Origin of the sequence: Pseudomonas chaetocerotis (assembly GCF_015712105.2) — a bacterium.
Taxonomy (GTDB): Bacteria; Pseudomonadota; Gammaproteobacteria; order Pseudomonadales; family Pseudomonadaceae; genus Aquipseudomonas; species Aquipseudomonas chaetocerotis.
Genome location: NZ_JACFYX020000002.1, coordinates 247,000 through 260,555 on the forward strand (window position 1 = coordinate 247,000; position 13,556 = coordinate 260,555).

At 64.1% G+C, this 13,556-nt stretch carries 14 protein-coding genes; 4 read left to right on the plus strand and 10 right to left on the minus strand.

Translation table 11 applies throughout. The features are described from left to right. The gene (locus H3221_RS05095) at nt 1-435 is read left to right on the plus strand and encodes a tetratricopeptide repeat protein (RefSeq protein ID WP_196474349.1); all 435 of its coding nucleotides are present in this window, start codon (nt 1-3) and stop codon (nt 433-435) included. Nucleotides 436-892: 457 nt separating this feature from the next. Here H3221_RS05095 and H3221_RS05100 read toward each other — a convergent pair whose 3' ends face one another. From H3221_RS05100 to glyQ, 10 genes are all read right to left on the minus strand, one after another. Continuing rightward, nucleotides 893-1,825 carry a phosphatidate cytidylyltransferase gene (locus H3221_RS05100; RefSeq protein WP_196474348.1) on the minus strand — a complete coding sequence of 311 codons (933 nt, stop codon included), beginning with the start codon at nt 1,823-1,825 and terminating at the stop codon, nt 893-895. Between the two features lies 1 nt (nt 1,826). After that, the gene (locus tag H3221_RS05105) at nt 1,827-2,447 is read right to left on the minus strand and encodes a lysophospholipid acyltransferase family protein (protein WP_074677272.1); all 621 of its coding nucleotides are present in this window, start codon (nt 2,445-2,447) and stop codon (nt 1,827-1,829) included. Nucleotides 2,448-2,456: 9 nt separating this feature from the next. Continuing rightward, on the minus strand, nt 2,457-2,891 hold the full coding sequence (locus H3221_RS05110; protein WP_196474347.1) for a hypothetical protein: 435 nt from the start codon (nt 2,889-2,891) through the stop codon (nt 2,457-2,459). Beyond that, a complete protein-coding gene (locus H3221_RS05115; protein ID WP_196474346.1) occupies nt 2,881-4,218 on the minus strand; it encodes a phosphatase PAP2/dual specificity phosphatase family protein in 1,338 nt (445 codons plus the stop codon). The genes H3221_RS05110 and H3221_RS05115 overlap by 11 nt, the downstream gene beginning before the upstream one ends. Next, nucleotides 4,218-5,972, minus strand: a complete 1,755-nt coding sequence (locus H3221_RS05120) for a bifunctional alpha/beta hydrolase/class I SAM-dependent methyltransferase (RefSeq protein WP_196474345.1) — start codon at nt 5,970-5,972, stop codon at nt 4,218-4,220. Before H3221_RS05120 ends, H3221_RS05115 begins: the two co-directional genes overlap by 1 nt. 26 nt (nt 5,973-5,998) lie before the next feature. Continuing rightward, the gene (locus H3221_RS05125; protein ID WP_196474344.1) at nt 5,999-6,604 is read right to left on the minus strand and encodes a CDP-alcohol phosphatidyltransferase family protein; all 606 of its coding nucleotides are present in this window, start codon (nt 6,602-6,604) and stop codon (nt 5,999-6,001) included. 241 nt (nt 6,605-6,845) lie between these two features. Further along, the gene (locus H3221_RS05130; RefSeq protein ID WP_196474343.1) at nt 6,846-7,613 is read right to left on the minus strand and encodes a lysophospholipid acyltransferase family protein; all 768 of its coding nucleotides are present in this window, start codon (nt 7,611-7,613) and stop codon (nt 6,846-6,848) included. A 13-nt stretch (nt 7,614-7,626) separates the two neighbouring features. Then, nucleotides 7,627-8,157, minus strand: a complete 531-nt coding sequence (gene gmhB, locus H3221_RS05135; RefSeq protein WP_196474342.1) for a D-glycero-beta-D-manno-heptose 1,7-bisphosphate 7-phosphatase — start codon at nt 8,155-8,157, stop codon at nt 7,627-7,629. Nucleotides 8,158-8,237: 80 nt separating this feature from the next. Beyond that, nucleotides 8,238-10,292, minus strand: coding sequence for a glycine--tRNA ligase subunit beta (gene glyS, locus H3221_RS05140; RefSeq protein WP_196474341.1), 2,055 nt, complete (start codon nt 10,290-10,292; stop codon nt 8,238-8,240). After that, nucleotides 10,289-11,236 (minus strand): glycine--tRNA ligase subunit alpha, encoded by a 948-nt coding sequence (gene glyQ / locus H3221_RS05145; protein WP_037001019.1) that lies wholly within the window; start codon nt 11,234-11,236, stop codon nt 10,289-10,291. The genes glyS and glyQ overlap by 4 nt, the downstream gene beginning before the upstream one ends. A 172-nt stretch (nt 11,237-11,408) precedes the next feature. Here glyQ and H3221_RS05150 point away from each other — a divergent pair, with 172 nt between their 5' ends. From H3221_RS05150 to H3221_RS05160, 3 genes are read left to right on the plus strand one after another with little or no spacing between them, the layout of a single operon-like run. Next, the gene (locus tag H3221_RS05150; protein WP_196474340.1) at nt 11,409-11,963 is read left to right on the plus strand and encodes a DNA-3-methyladenine glycosylase I; all 555 of its coding nucleotides are present in this window, start codon (nt 11,409-11,411) and stop codon (nt 11,961-11,963) included. After that, the gene (locus H3221_RS05155) at nt 11,960-12,568 is read left to right on the plus strand and encodes a pyridoxamine 5'-phosphate oxidase family protein (RefSeq protein WP_196474339.1); all 609 of its coding nucleotides are present in this window, start codon (nt 11,960-11,962) and stop codon (nt 12,566-12,568) included. The genes H3221_RS05150 and H3221_RS05155 overlap by 4 nt, the downstream gene beginning before the upstream one ends. 57 nt (nt 12,569-12,625) lie before the next feature. Then, complete coding sequence (locus tag H3221_RS05160; protein ID WP_196474338.1) at nt 12,626-13,513, plus strand: lysophospholipid acyltransferase; 888 nt, start codon at nt 12,626-12,628, stop codon at nt 13,511-13,513. Nucleotides 13,514-13,556 lie beyond the last annotated feature (43 nt).

Here is a 13,556-nt window from a genome sequence, read left to right on the forward strand (position 1 = left end):
ATGAGAGATCTAGAAGTAGAACAGCCAGACCTAGCAGAGAAAATTATCAATGTTATTGAGTCAGGTAATATGATGGCAGATGAAGGCGCGCACGAGAAAGCGCTGGCTGCTTATAATCAAGCTTGGAATCTTCTACCTGACCCTAAAATAGAATGGACCATGATTAGCAGCTGGTTGGCGGGCTGTTTTTATGAGTCTTTTTTTCAACTCGAAGACTTTAAGAGCGCACTGCATTGGGCGTCTATTGAGTTAGATATCAGGGAGTCAGATATTGATGTGGGTCCTTGGATGAACCTAGGGAAAGTTTATTACGAGCTCAACGATCATGATGCAGCCTTCAACTACTTCAAGAAGGCTTTTGATTTCGGCAAGGCTAGAGTTTTTAAGGAAGAGCCAAAGAAATATTACGAGTTCTTCAAGTTAAAAAACATTTGAAGGAACATTCGAAGAACATTCGGGGACAGACCACGATTAGTCTCATAAAACTCGGTTTGTCGCTGAGCAATCCCAGTTGCTGGCCTGCGCCTGCTCAGCGAGACCCGAAACGGCCGGCGCAGCCTCTACCTCTACGACGAAGGCAGCTACGACCTACTGGCACGCATCGTTCTCATGTGTGCCGCTATGGCAAAAGGCTTACACGCCGAAGCGCAATGAGCCTCTCCCGTCTTCTGCGTAGGCTGGCTAATCTACACACACCTGCCGGGAACTGGATGTCCCGGGTCAAGGAAGACAGACCGCGCCAGGATGGCAAACGACAGGATGTCGGAAGGTCATTAAAAAACCCGCTTCGGCGGGTTTTTTGTTGCCTCTGTTCCGGCGGCAACCCTTTCGGGCCGCCGCCTGCGGCGTCAAGACCGTCCATGACGGTTTTGCCCACGCAAAAGGCGGGCCCTCAGGCCCACCAGTAGCGCACCATATGGAAGAACACCGGTGCGGCGAAGCACACCGAATCGAGGCGGTCGAGCATGCCGCCGTGCCCTTCGATCATGTGGCCCCAGTCCTTCACCCCGCGGTCGCGCTTGATCGCCGACATCACCAGGCCGCCGGCAAAACCCAGCAAGCACACCAGCAGGGCGAACAGTGCTGCCTGCCAGAAGGCGAATGGGGTGATCCAGCAGAGCATGGCGCCGATCAGGGTGGCCAGCGCCACGCCGCCGACAAAGCCTTCCACGGTTTTCGAGGGTGAGAGGTTGGGCGCGATCTTGTGTTTGCCGGCCAGCTTGCCGCACACGTACTGCAGCACGTCGGAGAGCTGCACGACGATGATCAGCCAGGCAATCAGCAGCAGGTTGCGTCCCTCGTAGCCGGGAATGTCCAGGGTCAGCAAGGCGGGCACCGAGGAGATGCAGTAAACCGCAATCATCAGGCCCCACTGCACTTTGGCCGCGCGTTCGAGGTAACGGGTGGTGTCGCCGCCCAGCGAGGCGAGGATCGGCAGCAGCAGGAACAGGTAGACCGGAATGAAGATGGCGAACAGGCCGTACCAGCCGAAAGCGATCAGTACATACTGCATCGGCAGGGCAAAGTAGAAGGCTGCCACCAGCGCCGGGTAGTCACTGCGCCGGGTCGGCGTCAGGGTCATGAACTCGCGCAGGGCGTAGAACGAGACGAAGTAAAACAGCACCACAACGCCGTTGTTGCCGAACAGGAAGGCGATGCCGATCACCAGCACCATCACCCACCAGGCGTTGATCCGCGCGTTGAGGTTGTCGACTACCGGGTTGGGGCGATCGCCGCTGCGTTTCTTGAGGATGAAGCCGACCAGGCTGGCCAGCAGGAGCAGGGCGCCGATACCGGCGAATAACAGCAGGGTATTACGATCCATCTCAGGCCTCCTCGGGTGCCAGTGCCAGCAGGGCGTTACGCGCGCGTTCCAGGAAGGCGTCCTTGCCTTCCCCCTCGATGGGTTCCAGCGCAGCGCCAAAGCTCAGGGTGCACAGCAGCGGCAGCGGTAGCGCCCTGCCCTTGGGCATGACGCGATTGAGGTTGGCGATCCACACGGGCACCAGCTCCACGTCCGGGCGCGCCTGAGCCAGGTGATAGAGGCCACTCTTGAAGGGCAACAGCGGCTCGTCGCCGAGGTTGCGGGTGCCCTCGGGGAAGATGATCAGCGAGTCGCCGCCGTCCAGCGCATCGAGCATCGCCTGCAGCGGGTTGGCGCCTTCCTTGCGCTCGCGGTCGACCAATACGCCGTTGAATACCTTGTTGATCAGGAAGCTGCGTACGCCCGGCTTCTGCCAGTAGTCGGCGCCGGCCACTGGTCGGGTGCGTTTGCGCAGTTCCGGCGGCAGCGAGGCCCAGAGCAGGACGAAATCGCCATGACTGCTGTGGTTGGCGTAGTACAGGCGTTGCGTTGCCTGCGCGGTGCTGCCGAGCCACAGGGCTCGTGCGCCGGTCAGCAGGCGAGCTGCCGAGGTGATGGCGAAAGCGGTCAATGCAGCGAGCATGGCGACTCCTTAAGCGAAAACGATGAAGATCCCGAGTACGACGATGACGATCTGTAGCAACAGGCACAGCGCCTGTTTGCGTAGCAGGCCGAGTGCGCCCTGAGTGCGAAGGCTCCAGGTGCGGCCAGCCTGTTGTGCATTCTGCAGGCCCAGATTCTGTAGCGCCTGATCCAGCGCATGCGTCTGGCTGTCGAGCTGTTCACCGGCCTGGGCCAGGCGCTGGAAGAGTTCGGCGTCCAGCGCCACGCGCAGTGCCCAGTATTTCTCGGCCAATCCGGTGATCAGCAGCGCGGCGCAGAGCAGCGCCAGGGTCAGGCTGGGCGGCGCACCCAGCCAAGGCGCCAGACCGAGGAGTACGGCGAGCAGGCTGAGCGCGCCGGAGCAATGATCGAGGCTGCGCCCCCGTCGCAACAGTGCCGCGACCAGCAGCAGATCAGCCTGCATGAGCGACCTCCTGTTTCGCCCCGGCATCGAGCATGCCCTGCAGCGCGGCCAGGTGCGGCGGGCCAAGCACGATCTGCGGCCGCGCCTGGCGGATCAGCACCACGGCCGCTTCCACGCTCTGGCAGCGGCCACTGTGCAGCAGCCAGGCCGCCACGGCGGTGGCACTGCGCGAATAACCGAGGGCGCAGCACACCAGCAATGGGCCCTTGTGGCGCAGACGCTCTATGGCCTCGGCAGCGCGTTGGCAAGTCAGCGCATCCGGCGCCACCAGATCCAGTGACGGCAGGCTGCAGTAGTGCTGTGGCGTATGCAGCAGCGGCAGCTCGGCGCAGAGGTCGACCAGAGCGACATAGCCGTCGAGATCGCTTGCAGCGGGCAGGCGGCCGAGATGAATGCCTTCCACGACCTGGCTGGGCGCAGGCTGGCGGTATGTCCACAGCCGCGAGTTGATCCAGGCGCCGAGCAGATAGGGGGCGAGCAAGGCTGTGGCGGCCGGGCTGAGGCGCCCATTGGCTTGCTTCTGGAAGCCGGAAGCGCCAAACAGCAGGTAGTTGAGCGCAACCAGCGCCAGGGCCACGGCCGGCCAGAACAGCCACAGCCAGGCACCGCCCAGCCTGACTGCGAGCACGGCGCTCAGCGTTGCGCCAAGCCCGTAGCGCAGTGCCAGGCGCCAACGGCGCGGATCGCTGGCCAGGTGTATCTGCTTCAGCGGCGTATCGCCCTGCAGCGGCAACAGCCACAGGCAGAGGAACCCGGCCAGCAGCCCGGTGGGTACATCGATGAAATGGTGCTGCCAGGTGGTCAGCACGGAAATGCCGATCAGCGCCATCCACCCGTGCAGCAGGCCACGCCAGAACAGGCCGCGCGTGTGATTGGCGAACATCGCCCAGATGATCACCAACAAGGTGATATGCAGCGACGGCGCCTGGTTGAAGGGTTTGTCGAAGCCCATCAGCACGTCGAACATCAGGCCGAAGGTGCCGTCCAGGGGCGGCCGCTCGAAGGTGAAGCGCAGTGGCCAGAGCAGGAAGCAGGCGACGCAGATCACCTGGGCGGCAAGCAGGCGCAGGGCGTGGCGATCCATTTCGCGGCGGCAGGCCGGCAGCAGGAAGGACAAACCATAGAGCAGGTCGATCGACCAGTACGGCACGATGCTCCAGGGCCACAGCGGTATCTGCGGCTCCCAGGCGAAGACCAGGCTGCCGACGTCATCGCGCTGCCCGCTGAACCAGTTGGCGAAGCCGTAACTGGCAAAGAACAGCGGGCCGAGCAGCAGCAGCCAGAGCACGCCGCGCTTCCACAATCCTTGTTCGCGGGCGTGCGCCATCACTTCACCCGTTGTGCCAGGGACACACTGAAGATGCCCCATTGGTCGATACGCTGCGCCACCTTGCGAAAGCCTGCAGCCTCGACCAGTTGGTCCATCTCCGCCTGGCTGCGCCGGCGCATCACCCAGGCCTGGCCGTTGCGGTGACTGGTCAGGGCGCGGGCGATCAGCTCCAGCTGCGGGTGCCAGGGCTGGCCGGTGTAGACCAGATAACCGCCCTGCTCGACGGCCGCCGCCAGGCCGGCCAGTGAGTCGCCGACCATCTGGTTGCTGCCGAACAGTTCGTACAGGCCGGAGACCACCGCCAGGGTTGGTTTCGGGTCGAGTGCGGCGAGGTCGTCACGGTCGAAGGCATCGCCTTTGACGAAACGGGCGATATCACCCAGGCCCTTCTGCTCGATCAGGGCATTGCCGTCGCGCACGTTGATGTCGCTGTAGTCGCGCAGCAGGATCGAGTCGGGCCGCTGCTGCTGGCCTTCCAGCGATTCGAGGATGTAGCGGCCGTGGCCGGCGGCGATATCGACGATGCGCACCGCGCTGTCCGCCTCGCGCAGCTTGCTCATGGCCAGGCGCAGCAGCTCCTCGGCGTGCAGCTTGCGCTGGCGAATGCCACGCCAGCCGATGGAGTCCAGGTAGTTCTGGTCGATGAGTCGGCCCAGTGTGCCCTTGCCGGTGGGCTGGTTGCGGTAGACATAATCGAGCGTGCTGCCGGAATCGAAGCCGGTGTCGAAGCCCAGTTTCACCCCGGCCGACACACTGCTGCCCAGGCGCATGCCAGCACGGGTGGCGCGCCAGTAGAGGTCACGCAGCGAGTGTTTCGGCAGCGGTGCGGCCAGCTCTTCGGCTTCGGCGCAGGTGGCGCCCAGGCGATCGGCATCGAGCAGCGAGGGGCGTGCGACCGGCTCCTCGAAATTGCGCAGGATGAAGCGTCGCGCGCGGCTCAGGGCGTGGGCGCGGTCACGTTCACCGAGGGTGTCGTGGAAGAAGCCCGGGAGCAGGTGCTTTTCCTTGCGCAGACTGCCGAGGCGCGCGAAGAAGTCTTCCTGCGGCTTGCGGTGGACGACGAAGTCGGCACCGGAGATCAGCAGTTGGGTCGGCACCTGAATCGCCTGGGCGTCGGCGACGATACGCTCGGCAGCTTCGTACAGACCGAGCAGCATGGTCACCGAAATTGGCCGGGCGATCAGCGAGTCGTTCTCGAAGGAGGCGATACGCTCGGGATCGTGGCTGAGGAACCGCGCCTTGACGTAGCTGTTGACGAAGAAGTTGCCGCGCAGGGCGTGCAGCAGCTTCAGGCCGGGACGGGCGAAGGGCACGTAGAGCTTGACCTTGAACGCGGGCGAGGCGAGTACCAGGCAGCGCACCTTCGGCGCGTAATCGTGGGCCCAGGTGGAGATGATCACCGCGCCGACGCTTTGCGCGACCACCGCCAGGTCCTCTTCGGCGATGCCGTGCTGGCTGCCGATATGCTCGACGAAGGTCTGCACGTCACGCACGTTGGTGGCGAAGCTTGGGCTGTCGCCGCGTGCGCCGGGCGAGAGGCCATGGCCACGGGCATCCCAGGCGAAGAAGTCGCAGTGTGGCAGCTCCAGTTCGTCAACCAGGTGGGCCATGCGCCCGCCGTGCTCATGGCCGCGATGAAACAGCACGACGGCCTGGCGCGGGCCATCGACGGGCGCCGTGGCGGACCAGTGGCGATAGCTCAGCTCAACGCCATCGTGCGTGGTGAAGGTGTGAAGTTGTACGGGGCGCATGGAATCTCCTTATTCCTTGAGAGGGTTCAGGCCGTTTCGGCCAACCCGTGGCGAACGCGGTTGTACAGCGTATAAAGCAGCAAGGCCAGGATCAGGGCCAACAGCAGGTTGATCCACAAAGCCGGAAGCAGGCCGGTGGCGACGCCAGCGCCGAGCACGCCGAAGCAGAAGGCCCGGTCACTCTTGCCCATCGGTCCGTCATAGCGACGTGAAGCGCCAACCATCGGGCCCAGCACGCCGGCGTATTCGCTGATCACCGCCAGCAGCACTACCAGAATCACCAGCAGCGGCGAGACGCCGGCCAGCAGGGCGAAGGGCAGATACAAGGCGCTGTCGGCGATCACGTCGCAGAGTTCGTTGAGGTAGGCACCAAGCTTCGATTGCTGGCCGAACTCGCGCGCGAGCATGCCGTCGACGGCGTTCAGCGCCATGCGCAACAGCATCCACAGCGGGATCAGGGCGAACAGCCAGGTGATGTGACTGAACGCAGCGAGCAGGGCGCCGAGCAGCACGGAGACGATGGCCGCCGCGAGAGTGACCTGATTGGCGGTGACGCCGCGTGCGTAAAGGCGTTCGACGCCGGGGCGCAGCAGATTCTGGAAGGCCGGTTTGAGCTGGTAGATCGAGGGCATGGCAGTGAATTCCTTTTCGTGTCCCATCTTCGGCCATTGCCGCAGGCAAGACTGTGAACCCATCGTGGTAGAAGCGGATTCATCGATGGCATGCGTCGGGCGGTGTATACCGCCCCACCGGGAGTCACAACTTATACCCCGCCGTGAGATTTTCCTAGCGCTGGTGATTCGTCAGGAAAATCAGCCGGATGTGATCGATGGTGGCGCTTTGCTTGCATTTGACGCACAGCTTATCCACAGGTCAGGCCGTTTCGCCCACTCGACTCGCCTGCGGCTCTTCGCCGCGCAGATCGGTCTGTTGCTGGCGCACCCACTGAAAAGCACGTTCGTTGAGCTCGGCAATGGCACGCGGGCCTTCGCCCTCGGCGTGCATTGGCTGGCCGATGATGACCTGGATGGTGCCCGGGCGCTTGCCCCAGCCTGCCTTGGGCCAGAATTCACCAGCGTTATGGGCGATGGGCAGCACCGGCAGGCCGGCATTCACCGCCAGAGCTGCGCCGCCGCGAGAGAACTTGCCGATCTGCCCCGGCGGAATCCGCGTGCCTTCGGGGAACACCAGCACCCAGGCGCCCTGCTTGAGGCGTTCGTCGCCCTGCTTGGCCAGCTGCTTGAGCGCGGCCTTGGGGTTGCTGCGGTCGATGGCGATGGGCTTGAGCAGCGCCATGCCCCAGCCGAAGAAGGGCACGCGCAGCAATTCACGCTTGACCACCTGCGACAGTGGCTCGAAGAAGCCGGAGAGGAAGAAGGTTTCCCAGGTGCTCTGGTGGTTGGCGAGGATCACACAGGGGCGCTCCGGGATGTTCTCCAGGCCGCGCACTTCATAGCGGATACCGACGATCACCTTGGCCAGCCACACGGCGCAGTTGCACCAGGCCTGGACGACGAAGCGGTAGCGTTGGCGGAACGGCAGCAGCGGCGCGACCACCAGGCTGATCAGGCACCAGAAGAAGGAGCTGGACGACAGCAGCAGGTAGAAAAGCGTGACTCTGAGTGCCTGCAGGATCGCCATTGAACTTCGCACCTTATGAAAGCAGTTGATCGGCAACAGCCGCCAGATCATCGAATACCAGGGTTCCTGGCGGCAACGGCTTGGCCAGGGTTCGTTCGCCCTTGCCGGTTTTCACCAGCACAGGCTGACAATCGACGGCCAGCGCGGCCTGCAGGTCACCGCCGGTATCGCCGACGAACCAGATTCCTGCCAGTTCCGTGGCGTAGTGCGCAGCGATCTGCCGGAGCATGCCCGGTTTCGGCTTGCGGCACTCGCAGCCATCGTCCGGTCCGTGCGGGCAATGAACGATCAGGCCGACTTCACCGCCCTGCTCCGCCACCAGCTCGCGCAGGCGCGTGTGCATCGACTCCAGGGTCGCCAGGTCGTAATAACCACGGGCGATGCCGGACTGGTTGGTGGCCACTGCCACCGTCCAACCGGCTTTCGACAGGCGCGCGATGGCGGCGATCGACGAAGGGATCGGCAGCCATTCGTCGAGCGTCTTGATATAGGCGTCGGAGTCTTCGTTGATGACACCGTCGCGGTCGAGGATCAGTAGTTTCATGCAGTCGTTTCAGAGTCTGCCGTAGGAGCGAGCTCTGCTCGCGAACGCTGTCACGCGCGGAGCTCGCTCCTACAGAAGGGTCAGCCCAGTACCGAGATGTCCGCCACGCCGAGGAACAGCCCGCGCAGGCGGGCCAGCAGGGCGTAACGGTTGGCGCGCACGCGCGTATCCTCGGCATTGACCAGTACGGCCTCGAAGAAGGCGTCCACCGGTTCGCGCAGGCCAGCCAGCTTGGCCAGGGCCTCGTTGTACTGGCGGGCGGCGGCCAGCGGCTGTACGGCCTGGTCGGCTTGCTGGATGGCGGCGTGCAGGGCGAACTCGCTGGGGTTGTCGAAGTAGTGCGCCTCGACCTGGGCGGCGATGCCACCTTCGGCCTTGCTCAGCAGGTTCGACACACGCTTGTTGGCCGCAGCCAGGGCCGCGGCCTGCGGCAGGGTGCGGAAGGCCTGCACGGCCTGTACGCGCTGATCGAAGTCCAGCGGCGAGGTCGGGCCAACCGCACGCACCGCCTGGTATACGGCCACTTCGATGCCTTCGTCCTCGTAGCGTGCACGCAGGCGGTCGAAGATGAATTCCAGCACCTGGGCGGCCAGGCCGTCGGCCTTGATCTTGCCGGCGTACTGGGCGACGGCGAAGTCGACCGCAGCGGCCAGGTCCAGATCAAGGCCCTTCTCGATCAGGATGCGCAGTACGCCGAGGGCGGCGCGACGCAGGGCGTAGGGGTCCTTCGAGCCGGTCGGCAGCATACCGATGCCGAAGATGCCGACCAGGGTGTCGAGCTTGTCGGCCACGGCCACGGCGGCGCCGGTCAGGGTGCTTGGCAGTTCGGCGCCGGCACCGCGAGGCATGTACTGCTCGTTCAGGGCCAGGGCGACGTCCTGCGGCTCACCGTCGTTGAGCGCGTAGTAGTAGCCGGCGATGCCCTGCATCTCGGGGAACTCGCCGACCATCTCGGTGGCCAGGTCGCACTTGCTCAGCAGGCCGGCTCGGGCGGCACGCTGGGCGTCGCCACCGACTTCGCGGGCGATGAAGCCGGCGAGCGCCGAGACGCGCTGGGCCTTGTCGAATACCGAACCCAGCTGGGCCTGGAATACCACGTTGGCCAGGCGCTGGTTGAAGCCTTCGAGCTTCTGCTTCTTGTCCTGCTTGAAGAAGAACTCGGCGTCGGTCAGGCGTGGACGCACGACCTTCTCGTTGCCCGAGACGATCTGCGCCGGGTCCTTGGACTCGACGTTGGCCACGGTGATGAAGCGCGGCAGCAGCTTGCCGCCCGCATCGAGCAGGCAGAAGTACTTCTGGTTGTCCTGCATGGTGCTGATCAGCGCCTCCTGCGGAACCTCGAGGAAGCGCTCCTCGAAGGAGCAGACCAGCGGCACCGGCCATTCGACCAGGGCGGTGACTTCGTCCAGCAGCGCCGGCGGCACGATGGCCGTGCCCTGCTCGGCGGCGGCCAGCTCGTCGACGCGGCGGCTGATGAGCGCGCGGCGCTCGGCGAAGTCGGCCAGCACGAAGGCGCTGCGCAGGTCTTCGGCGTAGTTGGCCGGGCTGCTGATGCGCACGTCACGGTTGGCGTGGAAGCGGTGGCCGCGGGACACGCGACCGGCCTTCTGCGCGAGGATCTCGCAGTCGACCACGGCGTCGCCGAAGAGCATCACCAGCCACTGGGTCGGGCGCACGAATTCGTCGCGACGGGCGGCCCAGCGCATGCGCTTGGGAATCGGCAGGTCGTTCAGCGAGTCCTGCACGATGGTCGGCAGCAGGTTGACCGCCGGCTGGCCAGGGATGTGCTGGGCGAAGCGCAGTTTCGCGCCGCTGCGGTCGATCTCGGCAATGTCTACACCGCATTTGCGGGCGAAGCCCAGGGCTGCCTGGGTCGGGTTGCCGTCAGCGTCGAACGCGGCCTGGATGGGCGGGCCGTCGAGGTTCATGCTGCGGTCGGCCTGCTGCTCCTCGAGCTGCTCGACCAGCACCGCCAGGCGGCGCGGCGCGGCGTAGACACGGCTGGCGGTGTAATTCAGGCCGGCGGCCTTGAGGCCTTTCTCGATACCGGCAAGGAAGGCATCACCAAGGCTTTTCAGGGCTTTGGGTGGCAGTTCTTCGGTGCCCAGTTCGACCAGGAAATCGTGTGCACTCATGCTTGTGCCTCCAGCTTGGCCAGTACTTCATCACGCAGTTCGGGGGTGGCCATGGGGAAGCCGAGCTTGGCGCGCGCCTGCAGGTAGCTCTGCGCTACTGCACGCGCCAGGGTGCGCACACGCAGGATGTACTGCTGACGTGCGGTCACCGAGATGGCGCGGCGCGCGTCCAGCAGGTTGAAGGTGTGCGAAGCCTTGAGCACCATTTCGTAGGTCGGCAGCGGCAACTGAAGCTCGATCAGGCGATTGGCTTCGCTCTCGTAGAAATCGAACAGCTCGAACAGTTTCTCGACGTTGGCGTGCTCGAAGTTGTAGGTGGACTGCTCCACTTCGTTCTGGTGGAACACGTCGCCGTAGGTCACGGTGCCGAACGGGCCGTCGGTCCAGATCAGGTCGTAGACCGAGTCCACACCCTGCAGGTACATGGCCAGGCGCTCCAGGCCGTAGGTGATCTCGCCGGTCACCGGGTAGCACTCGATGCCACCGACTTGCTGGAAGTAGGTGAACTGGGTGACTTCCATGCCGTTGAGCCAGATTTCCCAGCCCAGACCCCAGGCGCCGAGGGTCGGCGACTCCCAGTTGTCTTCGACGAAGCGGATGTCATGCACTTCCGGGTCGAGGCCGATGGCCTTCAGCGAACCCAGGTACAGCTCCTGGAAGTTCTCCGGGTTGGGCTTGAGAACCACCTGGAACTGGTAGTAGTGCTGCAGGCGGTTGGGGTTTTCGCCGTAGCGGCCGTCGGTCGGGCGACGCGAAGGCTGCACGTAGGCGGCATTCCAGGTCTCCGGGCCAATGGCGCGCAGGAAGGTGGCGGTGTGGAAGGTGCCGGCACCTACTTCCATGTCGTAGGGTTGCAGCACCACGCAGCCCTGCTCGGCCCAGTAGTTCTGCAGGGCCAGGATCAGGTCCTGGAAGGTGCGCACGGCAGGCTTGGTCTGGCTCACGAAAAAATCACCTGTGGAGGCTTGCGAGGGAAAGCCGGAGAGTATATCGAAACTCGGCGCAGGCCGCAGGGTACGGCATATCGGCATCATCCGACGCGCAGCGTGACTGTATTTATATCCAGTTGTTTTGCCGTTATAGTCACCGCTTCGACTATGACCGAGGTTCACAGCCATGCCCCGCTGCTTCTGGTGTACAGACGATCCGCTCTACCAGGCCTATCACGACGAGGAATGGGGTGTGCCGCAGCGCGATGCCGGTCATCTGTTCGAGATGCTGCTGCTCGAAGGCGCGCAGGCCGGCCTGTCGTGGATCACCGTGCTGAAGAAGCGCGAGCGCTACCGCCAGGTGCTGCATGGCTTCGACCCCGAGCGCCTGGCCCGCCTCAGCGACGAAGAGATCGAGGCGCTGATGCAGGACCCGGGCATCATCCGCAATCGGCTCAAGCTCAAGGCCGTGCGCCAGAACGCCCAGGCCTGGCTGAAGCTGGAAGACCCGGTGACGCTGCTCTGGTCGTTCGTCGGCGGCGCGCCGAAGATCAATCACTTCAGCGATCGTAGCCAGATGCTGGCGGTGACGCCCGAAGCCGAGGCGATGAGCAAGGCGCTGAAGAAGGCCGGTTTCACCTTCGTCGGACCGACCATCTGCTATGCCTTCATGCAGGCCACGGGTATGGTGATGGACCACACCACCGACTGCGACCGCTATGCGCAACTGAAGGGCTCATGACCACCATCACCACGCTGGACGAACTGCAGGCACTGTACGGCGAAAGCCATGAACGCTCGCGGCGCAAGGAGTTGCCGCGGCTGATCGAGCCCTACCGCGCGCTGATCGAAGCCTCGCCCTTCGTGGTGTTGGCCAGCGTCGGCCCGGATGGCCTGGATTGCTCGCCGCGTGGCGATGCGCCAGGTTTCGTGCAGATTCTCGATGACCAGACCCTGCTGCTGCCGGATCGCCCGGGCAACAACCGTATCGACAGCCTGCGAAACATCGTGCTCAACCCGCAGGTGGCGCTGCTGTTCCTGATTCCCGGCGTCGGTGAGAGCCTGCGCATCAATGGCCGCGCCGAGATCTCCCTCGACCCCGAGCTGCTGGAGCTGGGCCGCGCCCAGGGCAAGCTGCCGCGCAGCGTGCTGCGCATTCATATCGATACCTGCTACTTCCAGTGTTCCAAGGCGGCAGTGCGTTCCGGCCTGTGGGATGCCTCGCGCCAGGTGGAGCGCGCCAGCCTGCCGAGCGCCGGCGACATCTTCCGCTGTATCTATGAGGAGTTCGACGTCGATGCCTACCAGCGTGATCTGCAGCAGAGGCTTCTGACGAGCCTGTACTGACTGGCTTGGCCCTGGCCAGTTACACTGGGCGCTTTGCGGAAACGGTTGGAGTCTGTCGTGGAAAAACTCAAGGGCGCCCTGGTGGTTGGTTTCCTGCGCCTGTTCGCACTGCTGCCCTGGCGCGCCGTGCAGGCCGTGGGCAATGCCATCGGCTGGCTGATGTGGAAGCTGCCGAACGGCTCGCGTGACGTGGTGCGTATCAACCTGAGCAAGTGCTTCCCCGAGCTGAACGAGCCCGAGCTGGACAGGCTGGTCGGGCAAAGCCTCAAGGACATCGGCAAGACCCTGACCGAAAGCGCCTGCGCCTGGATCTGGCCGGCGCACAAGTCACTCAAGCTGATTCGCGAAGTCGAAGGCCTGGAGGTGCTGCAACAGGCCCTGGCGTCCGGCAAGGGCGTGGTCGGCATCACCAGTCACCTGGGTAACTGGGAGGTGCTCAACCACTTCTACTGCAACCAGTGCAAACCGATCATTTTCTACCGCCCGCCGAAGCTCAAGGCGGTCGACGAGCTGCTGCAGCAGCAGCGCGTGCAGATGGGTAACCGCGTCGCGCCCTCGACCAAGGAAGGCATCCTCAGCGTCATCAAGGAAGTGCGCAGGGGCGGGGCCGTGGGCATTCCTGCCGATCCGGAGCCGAGCCGTTCGTCGGGGGTTTTCGTGCCCTTTCTCGGCACCACTGCGCTGACCAGCAAATTCGTCCCCGGGATGCTCACTGGCGGCAAGGCAGTCGGCGTGTTCCTGCATGCGCTGCGCCTGCCGGATGGCAGCGGCTACAAGGTGATCCTCGAAGCGGCACCTGAGGGCATGTACAGCGAGAACGTGGAAGAAGGCGTGGCGGCGATGAGCGAAGTGGTATCGCGCTATGTGCGCAACTACCCAAGCCAGTACATGTGGAGCATGAAGCGCTTCAAGAAGCGGCCCGAGGGTGAGGCCAAGTGGTACTGAAGGGGTTTCGCCCGTCTCTTGCCGATGTGATCGCGGCCAGGCT